The sequence below is a fragment of the uncultured Thiodictyon sp. genome (assembly GCA_903837595.1).
Taxonomy (GTDB): Bacteria; Pseudomonadota; Gammaproteobacteria; order Chromatiales; family Chromatiaceae; genus Thiodictyon.
The window spans coordinates 1-24,792 of sequence record CAILVI010000323.1; the positions used below are offsets into that span (position 1 = coordinate 1).

Below are 24,792 nucleotides of genomic sequence, written 5' to 3' on the forward strand. Positions count from 1 at the left end.
ATGGAAAAGAACCAGCGCGATACCGAAACTTGATGGGCCACAATGCCCAACGCACCTTCTGTTCGTTCACTTGCATGACGACTACTCTATCGATCGAATCTGGCTTTTTCCTTGGCCAGATCTGGCAGCGAAGGAGCGATTCAAGAGCCACACCGTCCGCGGCTCACACCGTTCGTTCATCTTCACGCTCGACGAGAAGAAAGACAAGGCTCATGTCGTCTACGGGGCGGACGGCTGACCCTCGCTGAACTGGATACGCAACGGCATGCGACGAAAAGGGGTCCCGAAAAGGGTCCGAAAAGGGGTCAGAACCCTTTTTCGGACTAGGTCGCTGCTTTTTCTGCGATGATACACCCGATTGGGGGATTGCGATGACTAGCGTACAAATTGAAATGCCAGATGAGATTGCCAGCGAGTTCTATCGGCGCGCACCTCATCCGGAACGGCGGGTAGAGCTTGTCGAGCGGATTTTCCGAGAGTATTTCTCCGCCCACAGTGCAGCAGAATCAGAGCTTGACATACTCAACCGGAACGCGGACGAATTAAATCGCGAAGCAGAAGATGTATTAGGCTACCAGGTGCTGCCTTGATTAGGGGCGATCTCTACCGGGTCCCGCACCCATCCGGACGCGACCCGAAAAGATTTCGCGTCTTTGCCGTGGTGAGTAGGCAAGTTCTCATTGAGTCGCGCTTTTCTACTGTAATTTGTGCGCCGGTATACACATCGTTCCACGGCCTAAGCACACAGGTATTGGTCGGCGTAGAGGAAGGCCTGAAACACCCGTCCAGCATCCACTGCGACGATCTTGTGAGCTTACCAAAAGTCGTTCTTACAGACTATGTCGGGACTCTCTCAAGGCAGAAACTTCACGAACTCGCACAGGCACTTTCCGCGGCTCTTGAGATCGAATTCGCCCAGCAAGCCCGCTCAATAGCGAGCGTGCGCCATTCAGGGTTCGTACTATCCGATAGGTTCGTCGTGGGCGCGCGTCGCTTTAGGGCGGTAGGTTGGGGTGAGGGACGAACCCCAACATACCCAGTTGATGCCATTACGGAAGCCAGGTAACGTATTGAAAAATTTGCAGCCTTATCTGATTGAGACGTTCTGGAGCGAGGGCGACCAGGCTTATCTTTGTACCGCACCGGATTTGCCGTGGTCCAGCGCAGCAGGTGATACGCCTTTAGACGCAATCCGCGAAATGCAGGATGCCATGGATTCCTGGCTGCAAGCCTGCTCCAATATGGGCCGACAGTTACCGCTGCCTTTAGCACTGCCTCAGAAAGCGGCCTGATCAGCGAATGGGCTCAGCTATGCGGGTAGCTCGGTGGCTGCTGGTTTTGCCTTCCGGCGTAGCGGGTTGGTATCTCGGCCTGTTGATTGGACTGCTGATCTACGAGGCTGGCGAGAAGACTTGCCCGATCGGATACGTGGTGTCGGGTATGTGCTATGCGCCTTGGTCTCATTTGCTCCATCTCTTCGCGTTTGCGGTTGGGTCGGGGGTGGCCGGTGCTTTGGTTGTTGCCCTTCCCGCGCTCGTTGCGCCGATGCGGGCGTTCAACATTGCACTCACGGCGTTCGCTATTGGGGTTGTCGCAGGAACCTACATGCTCGTACAAACTGGCGCGTGGCTACTTTATGTATCAGCACTTGTCTGCGGCGGCATCTCCTGCTGGGCGTTCAAGAATCGCCGTCCTAACACTTAGCCGTTACACGTGGCCGCCGCTGACAGGCTCACATTCCCAGCAGCATCAAATGAACGCCTCGGTCGATCAATATCAAGGTTGCATTCTTGGGCTGGCGTTGGGGGATGCGATTGGCGCGCCATTTGAAGGTGGCCTGATAGAGCGATCGCTTTGGAAACTCATCGGCAGGGTGCGCGACCATTCGCCAAGATGGACGGATGACACTCAAATGTCGCTCGATGTTGCGAATGTATTGCTACGGTACCGAGAGATTGACCAGGACAGGTTGGCTGAAGTATTTGCCGGCAGCTATGCTTGGAGCAGGGGTTATGGTCCGGGCACGGCCAGACAGCTGAAGCTGATCAAAAGCGGAGTTCACTGGCGCGAGGCGCGCATCAGGATTTTCAAGGACGGCTCGTTTGGCAATGGCGCCGCGATGCGAAGCGCGCCGGTATCACTCTTTTTCTACAATGACTTTGAGCGACTGGTTGCAGAAACAAAGAAAGCGGCGGAAATCACTCACTCGCATCCGCTGGCAATTCAAGGGGCGTTGGCAATTTCGATAGCGGTTCATTTTGCTCTTCAGAGTCGAGACTGTCCGGAAATGTGGCGTTTGTTGCAGGAGCACTGCGCTTCTCCTGTTTTCTTGAGGAAGATAGGGCTTGCAAGAGGTTGGATAGATAGCAAGTCGGAAATAGCAAGAGGAGCGGTTGCAAAGGTATTGGGAAATGGGATGACCGCACAGGATTCCGTGGTGACGGCAATTTACGCAGCCACCAGGTTCATGGGTTCCAGCTTCGGCGAGATGATGGGGTTTATTATTTCACTTGGCGGTGATGTTGATACGATTGGGGCAATGGCAGGGGCTATCTGGGGTGCGGCCAATGGCTCAGTGACATTGGAGAATCTTCCAATCGAAGAAAAGGATCGATTAAAACGGGTTGCAATAGACCTTTATAGGAAACGCTTGGCCCCTTGTTTTATCTGAACGTCGCAAATCTGGCTTGCCTGACGGCTTTGATCGTCGTCCCGGCCACTGGCGGTCGAGGCTTTACCGTGAAAGTCGCGCCGGGAGCGCGCTTCGCTTCTCCCTCCCCTATTGGGGGAGGGCCGGGGAGGGGAACGGCCAAGGCGCCCGCCACTTTCATCTTTCGGGGTGGTGCGGACGCCATGGTCGTTAGCCGGTCCGGCGTGTAGGCGCCGCTGATTTCTCTTGGATGGGTCGGAAACCGCCACCGGCTAGAGCCTCGACCGGTTGGGGGCGGGACGTCGCTGGCCGGAACGATGAGCAAGCCCGGCCTGACGGTGTGGCAGGTTTCTTTTCGGTCGGCGAATAGTGGCGTTCGCCGGAAAATATGTTTGTCAGTCCGGAAAACCAGAGGGATGGACTGGTCTTGATCGCAGTGCGGGCCATCGGCGCACGCGGCGCCCAGCGCCTGCCACAGGCGTGACACCGCTTGAGCGGTGTCACGAGGGTAGAGGGTTTATTATCTTTCTTTGGGGACATCAAGCCATGATACCAAATGCCGGCGCTCACTCATCGGACGCTATGACGTTCACGACCGTCAATCCCGCTACCGGTGAAGTGCTTCAGCTCTATGCGGGCTGGGACAGCGACAGGTTGGAGTCCGCATTAGCAGGACTCTCGCTGGCTCAGGCCAACTGGTCCGGCGTGTCTCTTGGGGATCGCGCGGCCTGCTTGCGCAGGCTTGCCGACGGATTGCGGGCGCAGCGCGATGGCCACGCCTGTTTGATGACGCTGGAAATGGGTAAGCTCATCGCCGAGTCTCGGGGAGAAATCGACCGCTGCGCGCGGGTCTGTGACTATTTTGCCGACCATGGCGCGCAATTCCTCGCCGATGAAGCCATCGACACTGAAGCGGCTGCAAGCTACGTGACACATGAGCCGCTGGGCACCATCCTTGCGATCATGCCGTGGAATTTCCCGTTCTGGCAGGTCTTCCGTGCGGCCGTGCCGATTTTGCTGGCGGGCAACACGGTACTGGTCAAGCATGCCCCGTCGGTGATGGGCTGCGCCTTGGCGATTGAGCGTCTATTTCACGGCGCGGGTTTCCCGGCAGGGGCCTACCAGAATCTGCCGATCGGGGTGGATGCCGTCCCCGCATTGCTGGCGGACCCACGCATCCAGGGCGTGACCTTGACCGGCAGTGTCCGCGCCGGCCGGGCGGTGGCGCAACTGGCCGGGGCCAATCTGAAAAAGGCGGTGTTCGAATTGGGCGGCTCGGACCCCTTTATCGTCTTGGAGGATGCCGATCTGGCAGCGACAGTGGAAAAGGCGGTTGCCGCCCGCTTCCTCAATGCCGGACAAAGCTGCATCTCGGCCAAGCGCTTTATCGTCGTCGATACCATTGCCGATGCCTTTGTGGAGCTGCTGTTGGGGCGGATTGAGACCTTACGGCATGGCGATCCACAGGATGCGGCCACCCGCCTGGCCCCACTGGCCCGCGCGGACTTGCGCGATACCTTGCACGGCCAGGTCCAGGCCAGCCTGGACGCCGGTGCCAAGGTCCTGGCCGGATGCGCTCCCATTGCTGGACCTGGGTATTTCTATCAGGCCTCGCTATTGGATCAAGTCCGCCCCGGCATGCCCGCCTTTGATGAGGAGTTGTTCGGCCCGGTCGCGGTGGTGGTGCGGGCGCGCGACGAGGGGGAGGCGGTACAGTTGGCCAATCAGTCCCGCTTTGGCCTGGGCGGGAGCGTCTGGACTCCAAACCGCGCCCGCGGTGAACGCATCGTCCGGGAATTGCAGTGCGGCGTGGCGTTCGTCAACGCGATGGTGCAAAGCGATCCCCGTCTGCCGTTCGGCGGCTGCAAGGAGTCAGGCTTGGGGCGCGAATTGTCTCGCCATGGTATTTTGGAATTCACCAATACCAAGACGGTGTGGATCAGCTAGCGGGAGCGGTATAACGCAATACTGCCTGTTCGCGTGACGAGAGCGGTTTGCTACCTAATGTGTTGGCTCGCCGATGTCAGTCGGCACGCTCACCCAGGCCGCCAAGCCACCGCCGCGACAGTTCTCCAACCAGACCTGCCAGCCGTTCGCCTGAGCCAGTTGGCGCACAATGGCCAGCCCCAGCCCAGTGCCTCCGGTGGCCGGGCTGCGGGAGGCATCCACCCGGTGGAAGGGGCGGAACACCGCCTCGATCTGGTCCTGCGGGATGCCCGGCCCCCGGTCGATGACGCCGATGAGGCAGGCGCCGTCGCGAGACTTCGCGCGCAGTTCGATCGGTCCATCGCCGGCGTAACGTTGGGCATTGGCCAGGAGGTTGCCGAGCACCCGCCGCAGTGCCGCGGGCGGGGCGCTGATCCGCAGGTCTGGACACTTCACCGCGACCTCGGCCCCGGCCTCCCAGGCGTGGCCGGCCAGGGTCTCCAGCAGGCTGCCCAGGTCCACCGGCACCGCGGCCTCGCCGTCCAGGCCGCGGGCCAGCTCAAGCACATCCCCCACCAGGTGGTTCATCTCCTCAACATCGGTTTCCAGCCGCTCGATCCAGGTCGGGTCGGGGCGGCGCTCCATCATCTCGAGCGCGAGGCGCATCCGTGCCAGCGGGGTGCGCAGGTCGTGCGACAGACCCGCCAGCAGGGTGGTGCGTGCCTCCAGCAGGTCGTGGACCTGACGGGCCAACTGGTTGAAGCGACGGGCCAGGGCGGCCAGCTCGCGTGGTCCGGTCTCGGGTAGAAGTCCCGGGGTCGCGCCCCGGCCGAGGACGGCCGCGGCGGCAGAGAGACCCTTGAGCGGTGCCACCGTGCTGCGGCCGAGCCACCAGGCGGCAAGCCCTGCCAGGATGAGCGCGGCGGACAGGGTCAGCAGTGCGGCGGCCAACGGCTGGGGGCCGACGCGGCTGCGCGGAAATCCCAACCACAGGGTCCGCCCGCCCACCGGCAGACCGGCCCACAACCAGGGCTCCGCACCGGCCTCGACGGTCGCCAAGCCCAAGGGTTTCCCGGTGCGTTGCGCCAGTTGCGTCTCCAGTTCCCGCACATAGATGCCGTGCCAGGCGGTCTGCGTGGCCCCCGCCGGTGGCGCTGCAGCCAGCGTCAGCCCATGGGCGGTCGCGAGCTCCCGCTCGAAGGCCGGGCGGGTGTCCGGCGGCAGTTCGCCCCAGGTCTGGGCGGCGAGCACCATGAGTCCGGCCAGATCGCTGGTCGCCCGCTTGGCCAGGGGTTGCATGAGCAGAAAGACCACCGCAGCCGTCGTCAGCACAGTGAACAGGACGAAGATCAGGGCGAGCCGCAGCGCGTTTTGCTGGCGCAGGCTTAAGGTCCAGGACATTACGGCCGGCCCTAGGAGTCGGCGCCGCGCGGATTGAACAGATAGCCGGCGCCGCGCACGGTGCGGACATAGACCGGGTTGGCGGGGTCGGGCTCGATCTTGCGCCGCAGGCGCGCCACCCGGATGTCCACGGTGCGGTCATAGGGGTCGCGCTCATAGCCCTTGAGGAGATCCAGCAGCAGGTCGCGGGACAGCACCCGGTTGGGCCGCTCGATGAAGACCTTGAGCAGGTCGTATTCGGCGCCGGACAGGCCCAGGTCCTGATCGGCACGCAGCAGCCGGCGGGCCGCCCGGTCGAGCCGATAGGGGCCGAAGCGCTCGCCCTCCGGCTCCGGTGCCGGCCCCATGCCCTGCGACCGCCGTAACAGTGCGCGCAGGCGGGCCAGCAGCTCCCGCGGGCTGAAGGGCTTGGCCAGGTAGTCGTCGGCGCCCAGTTCAAGACCGACCACCCGGTCGATCTCCTCGCCGCGGGCCGACAGCATCAGGATCGGCACGGCAGAGTGTGTCCGCAGCTCGCGGGTGAGGGCCAGGCCGTCCTCGTTGGGCAGCATCAGGTCCAGGACGATGGCGTCCGGCATGGCCAGTTGCATGGCGCGGCGCATTGCGTCCCCGTCGCCGGCCAGGTCCACGGCAAAGCCGGTATCGGTGAGATAGGCGCACAGCAAGTCCCGCAGTGCGGGATCATCGTCAACCACCAGGATGCGGGCAGCGGGGGTCATGCCGTCATCTTAGCCGAGATTGAGACGGGACGACCGGGCACTGCCGGGTCTACGGCAGTGCAAGGGATTGCCGGCTCAAGACTCCAGCGCCGGATAGTCGGTGTAGCCCTGGGCGCCCGGTGTGTAAAAGGTTGCCATGTCGGGGGCGTTCAACGCCGCCCCGGCGCGCAGCCGTTCAACCAAGTCCGGATTGGCCAGGAAGGGACGGCCGAAGGCGATGAGGTCGGCCCGGTGTTCGGCAAGCGCCGCCTCCGCGGTGGCCCGATCGAAACCGCCGGCCAGGATGAAGGGGCCGTCGAAGCGGCTGCGCAGTTGCACCTTCAGTTCCTCCGGCACGGGCGGGGTACCCATCGACGCGTGGTCGGGGATATGCAGGTAGAGCAGCCCGAGTGGCGACAGTGCCTGGCACAACGCGACGTACTGATCTTCGACGTCCGCAAAGGCCCCGGTGCCGTTCAAGACCCCGTAGGGCGAGAGGCGGATGCCGACCTTGTCCGCGTCGATCGCCGCCGCCACCGCCTGCACCACCTCAATCGCGAACCGGTTGCGACCCTCGATGCTGCCCCCGTAACCATCGGTGCGCTGATTCACGTTGGGGTTGAGGAATTGCTCGATCAGGTAACCGTTCGCCCCGTGCAGTTCCACGCCATCGAACCCGGCATCCATCGCGAGCCCCGCCGAGTGGGCGAACTCCGCCACGGCCTGCGCAATATCGGCCTCGGTCATCGCCCGGGTGGGGCTAAAGGGTTGCAGGCCCAGCACGTCGGTGTACATCTCCCCCGGGCAGACACCGGCGACGGGACCCAGTACCTGCGCGCCCGCGGGTAGATTCGCCACATGGGCGACGCGCCCGGTATGGCACAACTGCATGACGATCTTCCCGCCCTTGGCATGCACCGCGTCGGTGGTCAGCTGCCAGCCGCGGACATGCTCGGCCGTGTAAAGCCCCGGGATGCGGGGATAGCCGAGCCCGTTGGGCGAGGGCGAGGTCGCCTCGGTGATGATCAGACCGGCCGAGGCGCGCTGGGCGTAGTGTTCCGCCATCAGTGCGTTTGGGGTATTGGCGTCAATGGCGCGACTGCGCGTCATCGGCGCCATGACAATGCGGTTGTGCAGTTGCAGTGAGCGGATACGAACGGGTTCAAAGAGCATGGGGTTCTCCAGAAAGACGAAAGCGTTCAGAGATAATAGGGGTTTGAGGTCGTCGCGGGGCACCCGATCAGACCGCGCACAGGCCGGTGACCGGATCGCAGGCGAGGCGCGAGTCCAGGGGCGCCCAGAAGCAGCCGTTGCCCGCGGCCACCCGGCGGATCGTCCCGGCCGCCTCCAGGCCGGCGAGGAGCCGTTCCAGGTCGATGGCGGACAGGTCAAAGACCCTGGCCAGCTCGACCGGTGCCGCCCGGCCGAAGCTGCGCAGGAAACCCAGCAGGTTGTCGGCGTCCGGTGTCGGTGCCCGCCACTGCAGAGCGCCCTCGCTTAGCGTCTCGATGACCGCCTGCATGGCCTCAAAATTCTGGTAACCCCTCAGCAACAGTGCGCGTTCACCAAAGCGCAGATTAACGGTCGGAAAACCGCGTACCCCGAATTGGCGGGTCAGCTCCAGGTCCGCGCGGAAGGCCCGCTCGGCAGAACCGTCCGGGTCGGTGAAGGCAAGGATCTCAAGGGCCTGTTGGTTTTCCACTGGATGCTCCTGGGGGGCTTGGCTGCGCGTGGTCAGTGGTTGACCCGATCCGCATGAGGACGGCGCTGGTCTGAGGATCAGGGTACTGCTGCATCAGCGTGGTGATAAGACGGCAAAATCACCAAAGACTGTTGCGCCATGGCACCAATCCGTGAAACTCAGGCAGGGACCCGGTGGGAGCGGCTTCAGCCGCGACGCGACCTCGCAAGCGGCCGCGGCCGCCTCATCTTGGAGCATCCCTTGCCAAAGTCACCATCCCCAGCACCTTGGCGGCCTTTTCCAGACGGGTATTGAAACAGGCGAACTGCACTTCCTCCCCGGCCGCTTCATGCAACAGGCGGGCGGCGGCCAGTTGCACACTGTCATAGGCGCGCAAGGCAAAGAGATCGGCATAGTCGCTGGCCAACTCCACCACGGGTTGCGTTACCTCGACGATCGCATAATCGGGCCAGTCGCGACAAAGACGCTTGCGTACCGCCTCGATCCCCTCAGCATCCGCCGGGCTCTCGCACACGCGGCGCGCCACGGCCGCCATAGTCTCGGCCCAGGCGATCCGGCAGACCGCGATGGCGGAAGCCGCCGCCGCCAGCGCCATCATCAGGTCGCTCCCATCCTCCCGCAGGTACAGCTTGACCAGCGCGGAGGTGTCGCAGAACAGCATCAACCGCGATCCTCCAACACCATCCGGCCAACCGGCTTTATACCCTCCGCGAGATCCAGGGGCGGCGCCAAGCGGGGTTTGCCGCCGCTCCAGGACAAGGCGCCCGTGGCGATCAGGCCGCGCAGCCCGCCGTCTCCGGCCTGCGCCGGAATGCCGACGATGCGCGCGATCGGTCGGTTGTGCGAGGTGACCTCAATGACCTCCCCCGCCTGGGCGCGCAGCAGTACCCGGGACAGGTTGGCCTTCAGTTCACGAACGGCGATGGACATGGTGGTCGCTTCAGGATGCAGTGTAGTCACATTGTACGGTGTATCGGTGAGCAGTGTGACCTCATTTCAGCGCAGCGGTGACATCCGTGCTAATCTCCCAGCCACAAACCTGCTTACCCGGTCCCTTTCCCGTCAGGGAGGGCAACCTGTACCTGTAGTGAAGGCGTAACGCAGGACCACATCGAAGGAGGTTTCCGTGAGCGAATCCAAACGTGAATGCTGTGGCAGTGGCGGGATGAGCATCCCGACCCTGCCGGTGCGCTGGCTTTACCGGCTGGCGTCGACCCACGCCTTTAGCGAGCAGGGGTTGTACCTGAACCTGGGCTACTGGGACGGGGCGCGGACCATCGACGAGGCCTGCGAGGCGATGGTCGAGCTGGTCGGCCGTACCGCCTGCATGAGCAGTGACGACGAGGTGGTGGATGTCGGCTTCGGGTTCGCCGAGCAGGACATTTACTGGACGCGGCGCTTTGCCCCGCGGCGGATCATCGGCATCAACATCACGCCTGAACAGGTGCGCCTCGCCCGGGAGCGCGTCCGCAAGCTCGGCCTGGAGGACCGGATCGATTTGCGCGAAGGCTCGGCCACCGCGACCGGCCTACCCGACGCCTGTTGCGACGTGGTCACCGCGGTCGAGTGCGCCTTCCATTTCGATACCCGCGAGGACTTTTTCGCCGAGGCCGCCCGCCTGCTGCGCCCGGGCGGGCGCCTGGTGCTCGCCGACTCGATCCCGACCGGGCCCGATCTCGATCCGTGGCGGCACCCGTTGCAGGCGTTCATGGGCGGCGTTGCCCGCGCCGCGCTCGCGGTGCCGCAGGCCAATGTCTACCCGCGCGCTGTCTACGCCGCCAAGCTCGCCGCCGCCGGGTTCGAGTCGGTGCAGGTGGACTCGATCCGCGAGCAGGTATTCCCGGGCTGGCACCGCGCCTTGGCGCAGGACCCCGAGCTGCGCCGGCGGCTTGGTCCCGTGGGATGGCTGCTTGGCCGCATTCCCGAGGAACAGTATGCAGCGTTCGATTACGTCCTGGCAGTGGCGCGTAAGCCAAGTACCGAGGCGGTCACATAGCATGAACGTCCCAGACCTTGAGCGAATCACCATCGACCCCCGGGTGATGGGCGGTACGCCCTGCATCCGGGGCATTCGGATCGCCGTCGGCACTATCTCCCAACCAGAGGGCCACGACCATGAAAATCCAGCCGCATGCGAAACTCCTGATGATCGGCGACTCGATCACCGATTGGAACCGCGTCCGTCCCGTCGGCGAAGCAATCGGGGACGGGCTGGGTGCCGGCTATGTCGGGGTGGTCAACGCCTACCTTACCGCCACCCACCCGGAGCGGCGCATTCGGGTCGTCAATATGGGGGTGAGCGGCAATACCGTACGCGATCTCGCTGGACGCTGGTCCACCGACGTGGTCGCCCTGAAGCCGGATTGGCTGTCCATCATGATCGGCATCAACGATGTCTGGCGGCAATTCGACGCCCAGCTCCTGACCGAGCAGCACGTCACCCTGGATGAGTACGCCCAGACGCTGCAAGCCCTGATCGATGCCGTGCGTCCCGGGCTGCAGGGCTTGGTGCTCATGACACCCTATTTCATCGAACCCAATCGGGCGGACCCCATGCGGGCACTGATGGACCGGTACGGGGCGGTCGTGCGCCAATTGGCCGGGCGCTACGACGCGGTCCTGGTGGACACCCAGGCGGCATTCGACCAGGCCACGGCGCACTCGCATCCCATCGCCCTGGCATCCGACCGCATCCATCCGAGCCTGGTCGGGCACGTCGTCCTGGCCCGTGCCTTTGTGAGTGCCCTGGATTGTGGCTGGTAAAACGCAGCCGGTCCTCCACAGCATCCAGGCCCTGCGCGGCCTGGCCGCCCTGCAGGTCGTGGTGCTCCACTCCGAGTTAGCGCTCGCGGTGCCGGGGCTGCCGGTGTTCGACTGGGTGACGAAGCATGTTATCCAGCGGGGCACTGCCGGGGTGGACGTGTTCTTCGTGATCAGCGGTTTCATCATCGCCTGGATCGCCGTACTGGGGCGTGCGGCACCCGAGGCGCCGCTCGAGTTCGCCGTCCGCCGCTTCTTTCGGGTGGCTCCGGTGTACTGGCTGCTGTCGGCCGTCTACGTCTATTTGTTCAACCCACGGGGCTGGACGGAATTCATGACCTCCATGTCCTTCCTGCCGACGGACCCCCGGTCTGCCCCCTAGTACGGCTTCCCCGTACTCTTTGTGGGCTGGTCGCTCAAGTACGAAGTCTTCTTCTACGTCTTGTGCATGGGCGCCTTGTTCGCGGGACGCCGGGCACTCGTGATCGTGGCCGCCGCACTGGTCTACACGACCCTGGTCTTGCCCGCGGTGCGCTTTGGCTATCTCGACTTCGACTCGGCGCAGTCCTATCCCTTCACCTGCGCCTACGGGCGCATGACATGGCCGTCGCAGTGGACGATGCGGTAGGGGGTGCCCCTGGCGCTATTGGCTGCGCGGGCGGCGGCGAGCCGGCGCTCCAGCTCGGCGCAGGTCGGCGGCTCGCAGAAGTCCACAGCCGTCGTAGAAGACGCTCCCGACGCCGAGACGCGCCTCGACCGCGCCGGCGACGGCATGCACCAGTTCCCGCTGCTCCCCGGCAAAGGAGAAGGCGACCTTGAAGCGATCCGGCAGCGGCCGCGCGGGCATTGGGCTCATCCCGGGGTGTGTCGCGGGCGGGGCGACTGGATGCGGATTGTGGCCTGGGCAGGGCGCGGGCTCAAGTGGCCAGGGCGGCGCGCGCAGGGCGGAGCCGTTCCAGCCAGGGGCCGTTAGCGCGTCCGGGATTACCGGTGTCTGTTCGTTCGCTCCGGCTCTTGGCTTTTGTCACCCTGCCCCCTCTGCAATCACAGACAAAGGCCACTGAGTATCACAGGGGCAACCAGGGGAGATGATCATGAAAATCCAGCTGCACGCCAAACTGCTGATGATCGGCGACTCGATCACCGATTGGAACCGCGCCCGTCCCGTCGGCGAAGCGATCGTGGACGGACCGGGTGCCGGCGATGTCGGGGTGGTCAACGCCTATCTCACCGCCACCCACCCGGAGCGGCGCATTCGGGTCGTCAATCGGGGGGTGAGCGGCAATACCGTGCGCGATCTCGCCGCAGGCTGGTCCACGGACGTGGTTGCCCTGCGGCCGGATTGGCTGTCCATCATGATCGCGATCAACGATGTGTGGCGGCAGTTCGATGCCCGGCTCCTGACTGAGCAGCACGTCATCCTGGCCTGTGCGTTTGCGAAGGCGCTCGATTATGGCTGGTAAAACGCAGCCGATGCTCGACAGCATCCAGGCCCTGCGCGGCCTGGCCGCCCTGCTGGTCGTGATGCTCCACTCCGAGCTGGAACTCACGGTGCCGGGGCTGCCGGTGTTCGACTGGGTGACCGAGCACGTCGTGCAGCGCGGCAATGCCGGGGTGGACATCTTCTTTGTAATCAGCGGCTTCATCATCGCATGGATCGCCGTGCTGGGGCGCGCGGCCCCTGAGGGGCCGCTCGAATTCGCCGTCCGCCGCTTCTTTCGGGTGGCTCCGGTGTACTGGCTGCTGTCGGCGGTCTACGTCTCTTTGTTCAACCCGCTGGGGTGGACCGGCTTAATGACATCCCTGGCCTTCCTGCCGACGGACGCCCAGTCTGCCCCCTTGTACGGCTCCCCCGCGCTCTTTGTGGGCTGGTCACTCAATTACGAAGTCTTCTTCTACGCTGTGTGCATGGGCGCCCTGTTCGCGGGACGCCGGGCACTCGTGATCGTGGCCGCGGTACTGTTCTTCACAACCCTGGTCGTGCCCGCGGTGCGCTTTGGCTATATCGACCTCGACCCGGCGCATTCCTATCCCTTCGCCGGCGTCTACTGGCGTATGATCGCCAATCCGCTGATCCTGGAATTCCTGCTCGGCTGCGCCACCGCCTGGCTCTTTGCCAAGACGCGTGAGCGGCTGACACCCGCCATCGCCGGCTGGCTGCTGGCCGTCGGCGTGACCGCGTTCTGCCTGTCGCTGGTCATTGTCTATGCCCCCTTCAGCCTGGTGTGGCGGGGGCTACCCGCCGTCTTGCTGCTGTTCGGCGCGCTGGCGGTCGAACAGACCGGGCTGTTGCCGATCCCGCGCTGGTCGGTCCGGCTGGGCGCGCTCTCCTATGGACTCTATCTGGCTCACCCCCTCATCATTGAGGGCCTGAAGCACCTGACCACCCCCCTCGCGCCCACGGCGATCGGGTTGCAGCTCATCCGCTTCGCGGTGATCCTGGGCCTCGGGCTGGGGCTCGCGGCGCTGGTGCACCGTTACCTCGAAGGCCCGAGCATCGTCCTCGGGCGGTGCGTCGCCAAGCGGCTCCGGTGCCCCGCCTCCGCGCCCGGGCGCGCGGCGGCACCCGCGATCGGGCCGGAACCGCCGCGATGCGCCCCCGTCGACTGCTAGAGGAACCCATGCAGGACCGCGGCTGGGTCTCCCCGCGCGCGATCCGCGGCCCCAGCGCATTCTTGCAGCGGTCGCTCGTGACCTACTACACCAAGCGCGGTGCGGTCCAGGCGCGGCTGCTGACCTGGGGACCCTGTGAACCAGAGCCGGCGTCGATGAGCACCTGATCGACGGCGTGCCGGTGCGCAACCCCGCTGCCCGACGGGGTCGATCGCCAGGCCCTTATCGCAGGGCTGCTGCATGAAGGCTGGGACATCAAGGGCCGGGCGCCAGTACCCAGCAGGGTAATCGTCTTGGCCTGGGTGAATGACGAAGAGACCAAGCGCGCCTACGGCACCGTGGACGATGCCTGCCGGGTCTTCCGCAAGACGCTGCAGAGCGGCCACCCGCCGGACGACTGGGATCGGCTGCTTGCCGAGGCGTGGGAGGAATCCGGCAGATTTCGGCGAGTGGTGGCCACGACGAGCAAAGGCTTGAAAACGCCCAGCGTATTGCGTTAAGCAGGGGTTCAGATGAATGTTCCGGGCGACACGCCGAACCGTTGCCCGAGCGCGCAGTTGGCGGATGTCGAGTTCCCGTCGCCCCGTCAAGACCTCTTGGACTTGGCGCTCGTCGCCGATCTCGGGAAGATCGGTTGGCGCAAGCGTATGTTGTTCCATGAGCAACGCCGCGAGCGGCCTTGATCATCATTCCGGCTATCGATACTCCCGGCGCAGAGCGCCTGACACAGGCGTGACACCGCTGGAGCGGTGTCACGAGGGGAGGGCATCGACCCGCGAATGTCGATCAGGCCTGTATAGGCGTGTCGGATCTCGGCAATCGGAACCACAGCGCATAGAGTGCCGGCACAAAGAGCAGCGTGATCGCCGTCCCCACCGCCACGCCGCCGATCAGCACATAGGCCAGCGGCCCCCAGAAGGTGTCGTGGGTGAGCGGCACGAAGGCGAGCACGGCGGCGATGGCGGTTAGTACCACGGGGCGGGCGCGGCTCACCGCCGCCTCCACCACCCCCGCGAAGGGTGTCATGCCCTCCTCGAAGTTGTCGGACACCTGCTGGGTCAGGATCAGCGTGTTGCGCATCAGGATGCCGGCAAGCCCCGTGAGGCCCAGCAGGGCCACGAAGCCGAAGGGCTGGTTGAAGAGGACGAGCGCGAGCACCGCACCGATCAGGCCCAGGGGGGCGGTGGCCACGACCATGAAGGTCCCGGCGAATGAGCGCATCTGGAGCATGATGAAGATCAGCATGAAGGCCAACATCACCGGCTGCAGCGTCTGGATAGAGGCATCGGCTTTGCCCGATTCCTCCACCGCACCCGAGATATCAATGCGATAGCCCGGCGGCAATTGTGTACGCACCGGCGCGAGTGCCGCCCACAGGGCCGCCGTCACCTCATTGGGCTGGGCACCCTGAACGTCACCCTGAACCGCCACGAAGGGCTCGCGGTTGTAGCGTTTGATCACCGGGTCCTCGAAGCGGATCTGGATCCGACCGAGCTGACTGGCCGGCAATTTGCGGCCATCGCGGGTCAGGACCTCCAGGGCGCCCAGCCGCTCGGCATCGAACCGGCCCCCAGCCCGGGCGCCGCGCGCAATCACGTCGACGGAGCGGATGTCCTGGCGCACCTGGGTCACCAGGGCACCGTCGAGTTGGAACTGGAGTTGCTCGGCCACGTCCTGGGGCGTGAGTCCCAGCAGCTGCAGGCGCTCCACATCCATCGCCAGGTGCGGGGTCGGGGCGCGTTCGTCCCACTCCAGGTGCGGGTCGAGCACCCGCGGATCGGCGGCCATCACCGTGCGGACCTGGTGGGCGATGGCCCGCAGAAGCAGCGGATCGGGACCGATGACGCGGAAGCTCACGGGCCAGAGGACCGGGGGGCCGTAGAGCAGCCGGTACACCCGCACCCGCGCCTCGGGAAAGTCGCCTTGTTCGATGTGATGCTTGAGCGTCGCCATCACGCGGTCGCGCGCCTGGGCATCCCGGGCCACGGCGATGGCCTGGGCGAAGGCCGGGTTGGGCGGCTCGGGGCTCGCAGAGATGAAGAAGCGCGGCGCCCCGGCCCCGACATAGGCCGACAGCGATTTGACCTCGGGCAGTGGGCTCAGGATGGCCACGATCTTTTTCATGGTCCGGTCGGCGGCGGCGATGCTGCTGCCTTGCGGCAGATAGACGCTGACCAGGACCTCCGGCCGGTCCGAGCGCGGGAAGAACTGCTTCTGCACCAGCACCGCCATGCCGACGATCGCGAGGACCAGCAGGCCGAGCGTGGCCGCGACCACCGTCTTACGCCAGCGCACGCACCCGGCGATCAGCCGGCGCAGGCGGCGGTTGGCGGGCGTTTGGTACAGGTTCTGATGGCTATGCGCTTCGGCCTGCCTGACCTCCGGCAGCAGCTTGACGCCGAGATAAGGCACGAACACCACCGCCACCAGCCAGGACATCGGCAGCGCAATGGCCAGCACCCAGAAGATGTTGCCGGCGTATTCGCCGACGCCGGATTGCGCGAAGCCGATGGGGAAGAACCCGGCGACGGTCACCAGGGTCCCGAACAGCATGGGGGCGGCCGTGACCGTCCAGGCATGGCCGGCCGCCGTGACGCGATTCCAGCCGTTCTCCATCTTCACCAGCATCATCTCCACCGCGATGATGGCGTCGTCCACCAGCAGGCCCAGGGCGATGATGAGTGCACCCAGGGTGATGCGGTCGAGATTGATGTTGAGCAGCAACATCACCAGGAAGGTCAGACCGAGCGTCAGCGGTACGGCGATGCCGACGATGAGCCCGGCACGCAGCCCGATGGCCAGCATGCTCACCGCCACCACCACGGCGACCGCCACCAGGAACTTGATCTGGAACAGCTCGACCGCCCCCCGGATCGCCTCCGTCTGATTGGTCAGGACCGTCAGCGACATCCCGAGCGGCAGGGCCGCGGTCTCCGCATTAAGGAAGGCCGCGAGTCGCTCGCCCAGCTTCAGACCGTTCTCGCCCTTGTTCATCACCACACCCAGCAGGACCGCATCCTGTCCGCGCGCGCGCGCCAGGTAGCTGGGCGGGTCCTCATAACCGCGCCGGACACTGGCGATATCCGAGAGCTTGAGTACCCGGTTGCCGATCCGTATCGGCACCCCGGCCAGTTGCGTCGGGTCGGACAGGTCGGCATCGAGGCGCATATGCAGCCACGGACCGTCGGTCTCCAGGCGGCCAGCCGGCAGCAGGCGGTTGTTGGCCGCGATGGCCGCGAAGATCGTCTCCGGCGCGATGCCCAGATTGATGAGCCGTGCCGTGTCAAATTCCACATAGACCCGCTCCGTGCGCTCGCCCAGCACCAGTGCCTTGCGCACGCCGGGCACGCGCTGGAGGCGGTCGCGGATCGACTCGGCATCGCGGGTCAACTGGCGCATGGGCAGTCCCGAGGCGGTGAGCGCGATCAGGCTGAAATAGACGTCCGAGAAGTCGTCGTTGACGATGGGTCCGACCACCCCGGCCGGCAGCTTGGGCGCCTCGTCCTGCATCCGCTTGCGCACCTGGTAGAAGAGCTCGGGCAGCCGCGCCTGGGGGGTGGAGTCCAGAAACTCGACCTGCAGGTTGGCCAGTCCGGGTCGGATGGTGGTCTCGATCCGGTAGAGGTGCTCCACCTCCTGGATGCGCTTCTCCAGCCGGTCCACCACCTGGGTCTGCAACTCCTCGGGCGTGGCACCGGGCCAGAGCGCCGTGACCACCATGACCCTGACCGAGAACGCGGGGTCTTCCGCCCGTCCCAGCGCCAGGAAGGCATAGAGGCCGAAGAGCACCGCCAGGATCAGAAAGAACAGCGTGACGGCGCGCTCGCGCACGGCCAGCGCGGACAGATTGGGGAAGCTCATGGCTTAAGCTCCCGGACCTGCATTTCTTCGGTGAGTAGGTGGGTGCCCAGGGCCACGATGCGCTCCCCGGCGGCCAGTGGCCCACGGATGCGGGCGGACTCGCTGTCGAGCGACAGAATCGCGACCGGGACCGGCTTGACCCCGCCATCCTGGAAGCGCCAGACGCGCGGACCCTGGCCGCGCTCGTCGATGGCGGCGATGGGTACCGCAAAGTCCGCCCCGGCCGTGCCTTCGCCCGCCCCCTCGCCCGCCTCCCCTCCGGCAAAGCGGGCGCGCAGCACCGCGCCCAGCACCAGGACCTCCTGGCGATCCAGTACCGTATAACGGGCACGGCGGGTCCGGCCCTGCGGATCCGCCGCTCCGGCCGTCTCGCGCAACCGCAGGGGCAGGACGGCGCCGTCCGCCGGCACGGCCTCCCCGCCCGCCGGTGGGGTCACACCTTCGGGGAACCAGACCTCGACCTCGCGCTCCCCGGCCTTGGCGAGGGTGGCCACGGCCTGGCCGGCGGCCACCACCTGGCCGGGTTCGCCGGTCACGTCGATCAGCACCCCGGCGGTCGGCGCCTGCAGGCGCCCGTACCCCAGTGCATTGCGCGCCTGGGCCGCCCGGGCGGTGGCGGCATCGCGGCGGGTCTGGGCCTCGCGGCGGGCGAGTTCGGCCCGCTCCAGTTCCTGGGCGCTGGTGAAGCGCTTTTCCCGCATCTGGCGGTGGCGCGCCAGTTCCGCGTCGGCCGTCGCCAACCCCGCCTCGGCGCCCGCCAGGTCGGCCTCGGCGGAGGCCACCGACTGCTCCAGGTCGCGCCGGTCCAGCTCGAACAGGACCTGCCCGGTCTTCACCGATTGCCCGGCATCCACCGACCGACTGGCGATCCGCCCCCCGACCTGAAAGGCCAGCGGGGACTCCACCCGGGCGCGCACCGTCCCCGACAGCCCCAGGGTCTGTCCCGCACCCCCGGTCACGGCCACCGTCCTGACGAACGGCGGCAAGGCGCCGGCGGACTTCGGCGCGGGGGCATCATTGCAACCCGTCAGCATCGGCATGCTTGCCGCGAGCATGAGTACAAACAGGCGCATGGGGCCTTTCTCCAAGTTGCAGGGAGTCAGTTGTGGCCAGGGTCAACGACAAGCGATGGCCGCAGGAACAGGATACTGGTGCAGCAGTCCGGTGATAAGATGGCAAAACCGCCCAACACTGTTGCATTGGAGCACCAATCTCCCGTGGACGACTTCAACGACCTGGTCTATTTCGCGTCCGTGGTGGAGCACCACGGCTTCTCGGCCGCCGCGCGCGCGACCGGGGTCGAAAAGACCCGGCTGAGTCGCCGGGTGGCCGCCCTGGAACAGCGTCTGGGGGCCCGTCTGCTGCAACGCTCCACGCGCAGCATTGCCCTGACCGAGGCCGGCCAGCGGTTCTATGACCACTGCGTGGCGGCGGTGGCGGGCGCCCGCGTCGCCTATGAGAGCATCGCCGATCTGCGCCGCGAGCCCGCCGGGACGGTGCGGATGAGCTGCGCCCAGATGATGGCGCAAAGCTACCTGGCACCGATCCTGCCGGGGTTTCTGGCCCAGCATCCCAAGGTCGATCTGATCCTGGACGCCACGGACCGCGAGGTGAACCTGATCGAGGAGCGCGTCGATCTGGTCCTGCGCGCCAGGCGTGAGATCGATGAGTCGCCGGGCCTGGTGGCCAAGCCGCTGGGCAGCGCCCGTCGCATCCTGGTGGCCAGTCCGGCCTATCTCGGGCGGATCGACCCACCCAGCGGGCCGCAAGCCCTGGCGGGGTGCGATACCCTTGGCCGGCCGCCGGAGTTGTTCGAGGGGAAGGTGCGCTGGGAGCTGAACGGACCTGGGGCACAGCAGGTGGTCGTGCAGATCGCACCGCGCCTGGTCGCCAACGACATGCGTCTGTTGCTGGAGGCAGCCATCCACGGAGTGGGGATTGCCTTGCTGCCGGAGCCGGTCGCGGCGGCCGCCATCCGCACCGGCCAGTTGGCGCAGGTGCTCCCGGACTGGACGACAACGATGCACCACATCTACCTGCTCTATCCCAGCCCACGCGGCATGTTGCCCTCGGTCCGCAGCCTGATCGACTACTTGCTTGTACACATGCCGGCGAGCATCCAGGCGCTGCGCAGACCCGCTGTTACAAACTGATACAAAGCGCTACGCCGCTGACAAGGCGTTGCTACAGGACAGGTAGAGAATGGGCATCGTCAACACCGAGGCACTCTACCGAGGCACGCTTTGAGAGGCATCATCATGAACACCCGCAGACACCAAACCCGAGCCATTACCAGGGGCTTAACCCTCGCCCTGGCGTGCGTATTACTGCCTGGCGCCCTGTTGGCGCAGGCCCCGGCAGCACCCGGTCCCATGAGCTTCGCCGACATGGATAAGAACGGCGACGGGATCGTGACCGGGCCGGAGTTCGCGACCGGTCATGCCGCCCACATGGCCGCCCGCGCGGCCCAGGGCGCACCCACGCCTGGTGCGGCCACGGCGGCGATCTTCGCCGACTTCGATCAGAACGGTGACGGCCAATTGACCCCGGAGGAGTTCCAGGCCGGGCGCCAGGCGCGTATGCAGGGCCGTCCGGGGATGGGCGGTGGTATGGGCGGCGGACCCGGCAGGGGCATGGGTATGGGGCGCGGCATGCCGGCCTTCGCGGAGTTCGATCTCAACGGCGACGGCACCCTGACCGAGGCTGAATTCACGCAAGCCCGCGCCAAGCGCATGGCGGAGCGGGCGGCCCAGGGGTATCCAATGCGCAATGCCGGCAAGGCACCCGCGTTCAGTACCATCGACACCGACGGCAATGGTCGGGTGACTCCAGAGGAGTTTGCCGCCGGACAGGCCGCGCATCGCCAGCAGATGATGACACAGCCCTGAGTCGCTCAGCGCAGCAACTGGGCCAGCCCTTGCGCCCCCACTGGCGCCTCGGGTAACCACGGAATCAGTGCGCAACGGCGGCTGAGCTGGTCGGCGACCCGGCGAATAAAGGGGATCTCAGCGGCGCCGCGTTCGCGCAAGAGCGGATGCCGGGTGCCGCTGGCGAGCAGACTCTGGTTGATGACCCAGGCGAAGGGCTCGATGCCGGCCCGGCCCAGGTCCGCCTGGAGGCGTTCCGCCTCATGCACCGGCGTCGCCTCGGCCAGGGTGACGATGAGCACACGCGTGAGCGCCGGGTCACGCAAGCGCGGCAGCAGTTGCCGCACGGCCTCGGGCATTTCCCCTTGGGTGCGCGACACCTCCCGATGGTAGGCCTCGGCGGCATCCAGCAGCAGGATGGTGTGCCCGGTGGGGGCGGTGTCGAGCACGACGAAGCCCTCCTGGCCGGCATCGACCGCGCGGGCGAAGGCGCGGAAGACGGCGATCTCTTCGGTACAGGGTGAGCGTAAGTCTTCCTGGAGCATCGCCAGGCCATTGGCGTCCAGGTTGGGCGCGGCCTTGGCCAGCACCTCCGCCTGGTAGGCGGCAACCTCGGCCTGCGGATCGATGCGACCGACGCTCAAACCGGTGATGGACGCGCCAATCGCCTCAGCCACATGGGCCGCCGGATCGGTGGTCGATAGTTGCACCGCATGACCCCGCCGGGCGAGCGCGACGGCGATGGCCGCCGCCACGGTGGTCTTGCCTACTCCGCCCTTGCCCATGGTCATAATGACGCCGCGCCCGGCCTGGGCGAGTTCGTCCACCAGGGCCGACAGGCGGGCGGGCAGGGCGGTTTCATTGTCAAGTTCAAACCTGACCGGGACGGCGCGCTCGGGATCGGCCATCAGACGCAGGGCGTCAAGCCCCACGGTCCCCAGGGCCAGCAGCGGTGTGCTGGTCACCGGCAACCGGGCCAAACCGGCCGGCATCCCGGCCAGGGCCTCGGCGCCGCGCGCCATCATCGCAGCCGCAATGGTATCGTCGGTCGCGCCGACGGCCAGGACGCCATTGAGCGCCAGTTGCAGGTTGCTGACACCCAGCGCGGCCAGCTCCTCGCGGGTGCGCTCGGCCTCGCGCAGGGCGGCGGTTTCCGGCCGGCTCACCAGGACCACGGTGGTTTCCGCGGGGTCGGCCAGCCGGGCGACGGTCGCGGCATAGAGCGCCTTCTGTTTCTCCAGACCGGCCAGCGGGCCGAGGCAGGAGGCGCCGCCGGTGGAGGAGTCGATGAACTCGCTCCAGGCCGAGGGCAGGGTCAGCAGGCGCAGGGTGTGCCCGGTGGGGGCGGTATCGAAGATCACGTGATCAAACTGCGCCGTCGCGGCGGGCCCACCCAGCAGCTTGGAGAATTCGTCGAAGGCGGCAATCTCCACCGTGCAGGCACCGGAGAACTGCTCCTCCATGCTGGCGATGGCGGCGGCAGGCAGGATGCCGCGGTAGGGTGCGACCATCCGCTCACGGTAGTCGTGGGCCGCCGCCTCCGGGTCGATGTTGAGCGCCCAAAGTCCCAGCGCGCCGGGGATGGACGTCGGGGTCTGACCCAAGGCCACGCCAAGTACCTCATCCAGATTGGACGCGGGGTCGGTGCTGACGATCAGCACGTGCCGCCCGGCATCCGCCAGCGCCAGGCCGGTCGCACACGAGAGCGAGGTCTTGCCCACTCCGCCCTTGCCGGTAAAGAAGAAATGGCGGGTCGCGACCAGTGGGATGGCCATCAGCAGCACCCGCTGCCGGGCTTACAGCAGCCGGAGCCGACCTGGACGGGGAACGGGGCCGCGACCGGCGCCAGTCCCAGCTTCTGTACCAACTGGGCACGCGAGAGATAGGCGCCGGTGGCGACCACCTTGCCGTCGACCAGGGTCAGCGGCAGCCGCTCCATGCCGGCCTCCAGTTCCTTGAGTACTGAGGGATTCGCCGCAAAGGTCTGGGGTTCCTGCGACAGATTGTGCCGGCTGACCTCAACTCCCTGCTCAGCAAGCCATTGCAGATCGGCATTGAAAGCCACCAGCACCGGATCGACCTCCACCCCGCAGACGCCGGTGGAACAGCACATGGCGGGATCGAAGATTTCGAGCTTTTTCATGATAATCACCTGTGAGACTGGATGCGGAAATCGGTCCGCGAAGAATGCGAAAAGCGCACTGTAGGTCGCCCTTCAGGGCGACCGATACCGGCCAGTGGCGATCAGTGACCAACCGGAGGTCGAGGCTTTAGCCGGTGGCGGCTTCCGACCTGTCCAAGAATATCGGTGGCGCCTGCACGCCCGACCGGCTAAAGCCTCGACCTCCAGTGGCCGGAACGATGATCAAGGTCAAGCCGCAACACGGCCACCCTCATACCAACCCTTGCTGCCATTGACCACCCGCACCACCAGCAGCATCACCGGCACCTCGATCAGCACGCCGACCACGGTCGCCAGCGCCGCGCCTGACTCGAAGCCGAATAGCGAGATCGCCGCCGCCACCGCCAATTCAAAGAAATTGGATGCCCCGATCAGCGCCGAGGGACCCGCCACCGAATGCTTCTCACCGACCAGCCGATTGAGCCCATAGGCCAGCCCGGAATTGAAGAAGACCTGGATCAGGATCGGCAGCGCCAGGATCGCAATCACCAGCGGTTGTTCGATGATGGCCTTGCCCTGGAAGGCGAACAGCAGCACCAGGGTGGCGAGCAAGGCGACAATGGACGCCTGCCCGAGCGTGGCCAGGGTCGCATCGAACCGCCCCTGACTCTGATCAGGCCCCTGTTTGAGCAGAAACCAGCGCCACGCCTGGGCCAGTGCCACCGGAATGACGATATAGAGCACCACCGAGGTCAACAGCGTTGCCCAAGGCACGACGATGGCCGAGAGCCCGAGCAGCAGCGCCACGATCGGCGCAAAGGCGAAGATCATGATGGTGTCGTTGAGTGCCACCTGGGACAGGGTGAACAAGGGGTCGCCATCGCACAGCCGGCTCCACACGAACACCATCGCGGTACAGGGCGCGGCGGCCAGCAGGATCAGCCCGGCCACGAAGCTGTCGAGCTGTTCAGCCGGCAGCCAGGGCGCAAAGACCCCGCGGATCAACAGCCAGGCCAGCAGCGCCATGGAGAATGGCTTGACCGCCCAGTTGACGAACAGGGTGACACCGATGCCCTTCCAGTGTGAACGCACCTGATGCAGCGCCCCGAAGTCGATCTTCATCAACATCGGGATGATCATCACCCAGATGAGGAGGCCGACCGGCAGATTGACCCGGGCCACCTCCAGTCGCCCGATGGCCTGAAAGACGCCGGGAAACACCTGGCCCAGCCCGATGCCGACCAGGATGCAGAGCGCCACCCAGACCGTCAGATAACGCTCAAAGACGCTCAGCCGTTTACCGGCCGCGGCCCGGGCAGTCACTTCGCATTGGGCGGTCACTGGCTGCATGCCTCATGGGTACGACGCGCCGCGGTCCGCCGCTCATCGGGCGTCATGGACTCCAACGGCTGGGCGAGCAAGACACGGATGCGGGACTCCAGTTCATGGTAGGCCACCTCGAACGCCGCGCGACGCGCCGCTAGGGGCTCCACATGGGCCGGATCGTCAATCCCCCAATGGGCGGTGACCGGGTGACCGGGCCACACCGGGCAGGTTTCGCCCGCGGCACTGCCGCAGACGGTGATGATCAGGTCGAACCGCGGCGCGCCGGGGGCGGCGAACTCGTCCCAGGACTTGCTGCGTGCCTCTAGCATCGGCACGCCGTTTTGCTCCAGTGTCTCAAGTGCCACCGGATTCACCCGCCCGGCCGGCCGGCTGCCGGCCGACCAGGCCCGCACCCGCCCTTGACCTAAGTGATTGAACAGCGCCTCGCCGAGGATGGAGCGGGCCGAGTTGCCGGTGCACAGTACAAGGACATTGAGCGGGACGCGCGTTGTCATGGATTGTTCTCGTTGGGCAGGCAGCGGTTGAGATCGCCGCCGCAGCAGTTTTCGGTCAGGAAGGCGACCAGGGCCTGGATCGCGGCCATCTCGGCGCGGTAGCGGACGAACCGGCCCTCCTGGACCGCGCTCACCAGCCCGGCCTGCGCCAAGGTCTTGAGGTGAAAGGACAGGGTCGGCGCCGGCAGGCCGAGCTGCTCCCCGATCACGCCGGCGGTCAGCCCCACCGGGCCGTTCTGCACCAGCAGGCGGAAGACGGCCAGGCGACTCTCTTGGGCCAGGGCAGCGAGGGCGGAGACGGCGGTATTAATTTCCATGTTTCCAACATTATCGAAGTCTTAGAGGATGCGC

The 24,792-nt window shown here is 65.9% G+C and carries 32 protein-coding genes and 1 pseudogene; 19 read left to right on the forward strand and 14 right to left on the reverse strand.

The window, feature by feature from the left end; translation table 11 throughout:
* From QZY44_RS17680 to QZY44_RS17705, 7 genes are all read left to right on the forward strand, one after another.
* Positions 1-238: hypothetical protein (locus tag QZY44_RS17680; protein WP_295449118.1), on the forward strand; the 238-nt coding region annotated here is incomplete at its 5' end.
* 133 nt (positions 239-371) lie between these two features.
* Entirely contained in the window at positions 372-590 is a 219-nt protein-coding gene (locus tag QZY44_RS17685; protein ID WP_295449121.1) for a hypothetical protein, read from the forward strand.
* The gene (locus QZY44_RS35855) at positions 587-1,066 is read left to right on the forward strand and encodes a type II toxin-antitoxin system PemK/MazF family toxin (RefSeq protein WP_365304752.1); all 480 of its coding nucleotides are present in this window, start codon (positions 587-589) and stop codon (positions 1,064-1,066) included. Before QZY44_RS17685 ends, QZY44_RS35855 begins: the two co-directional genes overlap by 4 nt.
* Before the next feature lie 4 nt (positions 1,067-1,070).
* On the forward strand, positions 1,071-1,292 hold the full coding sequence (locus QZY44_RS17690) for a type II toxin-antitoxin system HicB family antitoxin (RefSeq protein ID WP_295449125.1): 222 nt from the start codon (positions 1,071-1,073) through the stop codon (positions 1,290-1,292).
* Positions 1,293-1,299: 7 nt separating this feature from the next.
* Complete coding sequence (locus QZY44_RS17695) at positions 1,300-1,704, forward strand: hypothetical protein (protein WP_295449127.1); 405 nt, start codon at positions 1,300-1,302, stop codon at positions 1,702-1,704.
* 49 nt (positions 1,705-1,753) lie between these two features.
* Positions 1,754-2,671, forward strand: a complete 918-nt coding sequence (locus QZY44_RS17700) for an ADP-ribosylglycohydrolase family protein (protein ID WP_295449130.1) — start codon at positions 1,754-1,756, stop codon at positions 2,669-2,671.
* Positions 2,672-3,232: 561 nt separating this feature from the next.
* Entirely contained in the window at positions 3,233-4,597 is a 1,365-nt protein-coding gene (locus QZY44_RS17705; protein ID WP_295449133.1) for an NAD-dependent succinate-semialdehyde dehydrogenase, read from the forward strand.
* Between the two features lie 54 nt (positions 4,598-4,651).
* On the opposite strand, the gene QZY44_RS17710 is transcribed toward QZY44_RS17705, so the two are convergent.
* The 6 genes from QZY44_RS17710 to QZY44_RS17735 form a co-directional block, all read right to left on the reverse strand.
* Complete coding sequence (locus QZY44_RS17710) at positions 4,652-5,977, reverse strand: ATP-binding protein (RefSeq protein ID WP_295449135.1); 1,326 nt, start codon at positions 5,975-5,977, stop codon at positions 4,652-4,654.
* Positions 5,978-5,988: 11 nt separating this feature from the next.
* Complete coding sequence (locus tag QZY44_RS17715; protein WP_295449138.1) at positions 5,989-6,696, reverse strand: response regulator transcription factor; 708 nt, start codon at positions 6,694-6,696, stop codon at positions 5,989-5,991.
* A gap of 75 nt (positions 6,697-6,771) precedes the next feature.
* Positions 6,772-7,848, reverse strand: coding sequence for an alkene reductase (locus QZY44_RS17720; RefSeq protein ID WP_295449141.1), 1,077 nt, complete (start codon positions 7,846-7,848; stop codon positions 6,772-6,774).
* A gap of 67 nt (positions 7,849-7,915) precedes the next feature.
* Complete coding sequence (locus QZY44_RS17725) at positions 7,916-8,377, reverse strand: hypothetical protein (protein ID WP_295449144.1); 462 nt, start codon at positions 8,375-8,377, stop codon at positions 7,916-7,918.
* A gap of 223 nt (positions 8,378-8,600) precedes the next feature.
* On the reverse strand, positions 8,601-9,038 hold the full coding sequence (locus QZY44_RS17730) for a type II toxin-antitoxin system VapC family toxin (protein ID WP_295449148.1): 438 nt from the start codon (positions 9,036-9,038) through the stop codon (positions 8,601-8,603).
* Positions 9,038-9,307 carry a type II toxin-antitoxin system prevent-host-death family antitoxin gene (locus QZY44_RS17735; RefSeq protein WP_295449151.1) on the reverse strand — a complete coding sequence of 90 codons (270 nt, stop codon included), beginning with the start codon at positions 9,305-9,307 and terminating at the stop codon, positions 9,038-9,040. Before QZY44_RS17735 ends, QZY44_RS17730 begins: the two co-directional genes overlap by 1 nt.
* Before the next feature lie 196 nt (positions 9,308-9,503).
* Between QZY44_RS17735 and QZY44_RS17740 the strand changes: the two genes are divergently transcribed.
* The 5 genes and pseudogenes from QZY44_RS17740 (at position 9,504) to QZY44_RS17760 (ending at position 11,765) form a co-directional block, all read left to right on the forward strand.
* Positions 9,504-10,373, forward strand: coding sequence for a class I SAM-dependent methyltransferase (locus tag QZY44_RS17740; RefSeq protein ID WP_295449154.1), 870 nt, complete (start codon positions 9,504-9,506; stop codon positions 10,371-10,373).
* A 1-nt stretch (position 10,374) separates the two neighbouring features.
* A pseudogene (locus QZY44_RS17745) lies at positions 10,375-10,461 on the forward strand (DUF433 domain-containing protein); the annotation flags it as partial.
* A 31-nt stretch (positions 10,462-10,492) separates the two neighbouring features.
* A complete protein-coding gene (locus QZY44_RS17750; RefSeq protein ID WP_295449157.1) occupies positions 10,493-11,140 on the forward strand; it encodes an SGNH/GDSL hydrolase family protein in 648 nt (215 codons plus the stop codon).
* Positions 11,130-11,519, forward strand: a complete 390-nt coding sequence (locus QZY44_RS17755) for an acyltransferase family protein (RefSeq protein ID WP_295449160.1) — start codon at positions 11,130-11,132, stop codon at positions 11,517-11,519. Before QZY44_RS17750 ends, QZY44_RS17755 begins: the two co-directional genes overlap by 11 nt.
* A gap of 21 nt (positions 11,520-11,540) precedes the next feature.
* Positions 11,541-11,765, forward strand: a complete 225-nt coding sequence (locus QZY44_RS17760; RefSeq protein ID WP_295449163.1) for a hypothetical protein — start codon at positions 11,541-11,543, stop codon at positions 11,763-11,765.
* Between the two features lie 15 nt (positions 11,766-11,780).
* Here QZY44_RS17760 and QZY44_RS17765 read toward each other — a convergent pair whose 3' ends face one another.
* On the reverse strand, positions 11,781-11,993 hold the full coding sequence (locus QZY44_RS17765) for a hypothetical protein (protein ID WP_295449165.1): 213 nt from the start codon (positions 11,991-11,993) through the stop codon (positions 11,781-11,783).
* Between the two features lie 238 nt (positions 11,994-12,231).
* On the opposite strand from QZY44_RS17765, the gene QZY44_RS17770 reads away from it, so the two are divergent.
* From QZY44_RS17770 to QZY44_RS17790, 5 genes are all read left to right on the forward strand, one after another.
* On the forward strand, positions 12,232-12,600 hold the full coding sequence (locus tag QZY44_RS17770) for a GDSL-type esterase/lipase family protein (RefSeq protein WP_295449168.1): 369 nt from the start codon (positions 12,232-12,234) through the stop codon (positions 12,598-12,600).
* Complete coding sequence (locus tag QZY44_RS17775) at positions 12,590-13,750, forward strand: acyltransferase (protein WP_295449170.1); 1,161 nt, start codon at positions 12,590-12,592, stop codon at positions 13,748-13,750. Before QZY44_RS17770 ends, QZY44_RS17775 begins: the two co-directional genes overlap by 11 nt.
* Positions 13,729-13,917, forward strand: a complete 189-nt coding sequence (locus QZY44_RS17780; protein ID WP_295449173.1) for a hypothetical protein — start codon at positions 13,729-13,731, stop codon at positions 13,915-13,917. The genes QZY44_RS17775 and QZY44_RS17780 overlap by 22 nt, the downstream gene beginning before the upstream one ends.
* Before the next feature lie 87 nt (positions 13,918-14,004).
* Positions 14,005-14,250 (forward strand): type II toxin-antitoxin system YhaV family toxin, encoded by a 246-nt coding sequence (locus tag QZY44_RS17785; RefSeq protein ID WP_295449224.1) that lies wholly within the window; start codon positions 14,005-14,007, stop codon positions 14,248-14,250.
* Between the two features lie 12 nt (positions 14,251-14,262).
* On the forward strand, positions 14,263-14,433 hold the full coding sequence (locus QZY44_RS17790) for a hypothetical protein (RefSeq protein ID WP_295449176.1): 171 nt from the start codon (positions 14,263-14,265) through the stop codon (positions 14,431-14,433).
* A gap of 103 nt (positions 14,434-14,536) precedes the next feature.
* Here the strand turns inward: QZY44_RS17790 and QZY44_RS17795 are convergent, their stop codons facing one another.
* Entirely contained in the window at positions 14,537-17,611 is a 3,075-nt protein-coding gene (locus QZY44_RS17795; protein WP_295449179.1) for an efflux RND transporter permease subunit, read from the reverse strand.
* On the reverse strand, positions 17,608-18,684 hold the full coding sequence (locus QZY44_RS17800) for an efflux RND transporter periplasmic adaptor subunit (protein WP_295449182.1): 1,077 nt from the start codon (positions 18,682-18,684) through the stop codon (positions 17,608-17,610). The genes QZY44_RS17795 and QZY44_RS17800 overlap by 4 nt, the downstream gene beginning before the upstream one ends.
* A 99-nt stretch (positions 18,685-18,783) precedes the next feature.
* On the opposite strand from QZY44_RS17800, the gene QZY44_RS17805 reads away from it, so the two are divergent.
* Both QZY44_RS17805 and QZY44_RS17810 read left to right on the forward strand, forming a co-directional pair.
* Complete coding sequence (locus tag QZY44_RS17805) at positions 18,784-19,764, forward strand: LysR family transcriptional regulator (RefSeq protein ID WP_295449185.1); 981 nt, start codon at positions 18,784-18,786, stop codon at positions 19,762-19,764.
* Positions 19,765-19,869: 105 nt separating this feature from the next.
* Positions 19,870-20,499, forward strand: a complete 630-nt coding sequence (locus QZY44_RS17810; protein WP_295449187.1) for an EF-hand domain-containing protein — start codon at positions 19,870-19,872, stop codon at positions 20,497-20,499.
* Positions 20,500-20,504: 5 nt separating this feature from the next.
* Here QZY44_RS17810 and arsA read toward each other — a convergent pair whose 3' ends face one another.
* From arsA to QZY44_RS17835, 5 genes are all read right to left on the reverse strand, one after another.
* Entirely contained in the window at positions 20,505-22,253 is a 1,749-nt protein-coding gene (arsA, locus tag QZY44_RS17815) for an arsenical pump-driving ATPase (RefSeq protein ID WP_295449189.1), read from the reverse strand.
* Positions 22,253-22,621, reverse strand: coding sequence for an arsenite efflux transporter metallochaperone ArsD (gene arsD / locus QZY44_RS17820; protein ID WP_295449191.1), 369 nt, complete (start codon positions 22,619-22,621; stop codon positions 22,253-22,255). The genes arsA and arsD overlap by 1 nt, the downstream gene beginning before the upstream one ends.
* Before the next feature lie 228 nt (positions 22,622-22,849).
* Positions 22,850-23,941 (reverse strand): ACR3 family arsenite efflux transporter, encoded by a 1,092-nt coding sequence (gene arsB, locus QZY44_RS17825; RefSeq protein ID WP_295449193.1) that lies wholly within the window; start codon positions 23,939-23,941, stop codon positions 22,850-22,852.
* A complete protein-coding gene (locus tag QZY44_RS17830) occupies positions 23,938-24,441 on the reverse strand; it encodes an arsenate reductase ArsC (protein ID WP_295449194.1) in 504 nt (167 codons plus the stop codon). Before QZY44_RS17830 ends, arsB begins: the two co-directional genes overlap by 4 nt.
* The gene (locus tag QZY44_RS17835; protein ID WP_295449196.1) at positions 24,438-24,758 is read right to left on the reverse strand and encodes a metalloregulator ArsR/SmtB family transcription factor; all 321 of its coding nucleotides are present in this window, start codon (positions 24,756-24,758) and stop codon (positions 24,438-24,440) included. Before QZY44_RS17835 ends, QZY44_RS17830 begins: the two co-directional genes overlap by 4 nt.
* Positions 24,759-24,792: the final 34 nt, after the last annotated feature.

Excerpts from the sequence above, each read along its gene's own strand:
- QZY44_RS17795 (WP_295449179.1), bottom strand. The coding sequence starts at position 17,611 with ATGAGCTTCCCCAATCTGTCCGCGCTGGCCGTGCGCGAGCGCGCCGTC.
- QZY44_RS17765 (WP_295449165.1), bottom strand. The coding sequence starts at position 11,993 with ATGAGCCCAATGCCCGCGCGGCCGCTGCCGGATCGCTTCAAGGTCGCC.
- QZY44_RS17715 (WP_295449138.1), bottom strand. The coding sequence starts at position 6,696 with ATGACCCCCGCTGCCCGCATCCTGGTGGTTGACGATGATCCCGCACTG.
- QZY44_RS17750 (WP_295449157.1), top strand. The coding sequence starts at position 10,493 with ATGAAAATCCAGCCGCATGCGAAACTCCTGATGATCGGCGACTCGATC.
- QZY44_RS17775 (WP_295449170.1), top strand. The coding sequence starts at position 12,590 with ATGGCTGGTAAAACGCAGCCGATGCTCGACAGCATCCAGGCCCTGCGC.
- QZY44_RS17800 (WP_295449182.1), bottom strand. The coding sequence starts at position 18,684 with ATGCGCCTGTTTGTACTCATGCTCGCGGCAAGCATGCCGATGCTGACG.
- QZY44_RS17705 (WP_295449133.1), top strand. The coding sequence starts at position 3,233 with ATGACGTTCACGACCGTCAATCCCGCTACCGGTGAAGTGCTTCAGCTC.
- QZY44_RS17700 (WP_295449130.1), top strand. The coding sequence starts at position 1,754 with ATGAACGCCTCGGTCGATCAATATCAAGGTTGCATTCTTGGGCTGGCG.
- QZY44_RS17720 (WP_295449141.1), bottom strand. The coding sequence starts at position 7,848 with ATGCTCTTTGAACCCGTTCGTATCCGCTCACTGCAACTGCACAACCGC.
- arsD (WP_295449191.1), bottom strand. The coding sequence starts at position 22,621 with ATGAAAAAGCTCGAAATCTTCGATCCCGCCATGTGCTGTTCCACCGGC.
- QZY44_RS17835 (WP_295449196.1), bottom strand. The coding sequence starts at position 24,758 with ATGGAAATTAATACCGCCGTCTCCGCCCTCGCTGCCCTGGCCCAAGAG.
- QZY44_RS17695 (WP_295449127.1), top strand. The coding sequence starts at position 1,300 with ATGGGCTCAGCTATGCGGGTAGCTCGGTGGCTGCTGGTTTTGCCTTCC.
- QZY44_RS17810 (WP_295449187.1), top strand. The coding sequence starts at position 19,870 with ATGAACACCCGCAGACACCAAACCCGAGCCATTACCAGGGGCTTAACC.
- QZY44_RS17685 (WP_295449121.1), top strand. The coding sequence starts at position 372 with ATGACTAGCGTACAAATTGAAATGCCAGATGAGATTGCCAGCGAGTTC.
- QZY44_RS17730 (WP_295449148.1), bottom strand. The coding sequence starts at position 9,038 with ATGCTGTTCTGCGACACCTCCGCGCTGGTCAAGCTGTACCTGCGGGAG.
- arsA (WP_295449189.1), bottom strand. The coding sequence starts at position 22,253 with ATGGCCATCCCACTGGTCGCGACCCGCCATTTCTTCTTTACCGGCAAG.
- QZY44_RS17780 (WP_295449173.1), top strand. The coding sequence starts at position 13,729 with ATGCGCCCCCGTCGACTGCTAGAGGAACCCATGCAGGACCGCGGCTGG.
- QZY44_RS17735 (WP_295449151.1), bottom strand. The coding sequence starts at position 9,307 with ATGTCCATCGCCGTTCGTGAACTGAAGGCCAACCTGTCCCGGGTACTG.
- QZY44_RS17710 (WP_295449135.1), bottom strand. The coding sequence starts at position 5,977 with ATGTCCTGGACCTTAAGCCTGCGCCAGCAAAACGCGCTGCGGCTCGCC.
- QZY44_RS17830 (WP_295449194.1), bottom strand. The coding sequence starts at position 24,441 with ATGACAACGCGCGTCCCGCTCAATGTCCTTGTACTGTGCACCGGCAAC.
- QZY44_RS17770 (WP_295449168.1), top strand. The coding sequence starts at position 12,232 with ATGAAAATCCAGCTGCACGCCAAACTGCTGATGATCGGCGACTCGATC.
- QZY44_RS17805 (WP_295449185.1), top strand. The coding sequence starts at position 18,784 with ATGGCAAAACCGCCCAACACTGTTGCATTGGAGCACCAATCTCCCGTG.
- QZY44_RS17790 (WP_295449176.1), top strand. The coding sequence starts at position 14,263 with ATGAATGTTCCGGGCGACACGCCGAACCGTTGCCCGAGCGCGCAGTTG.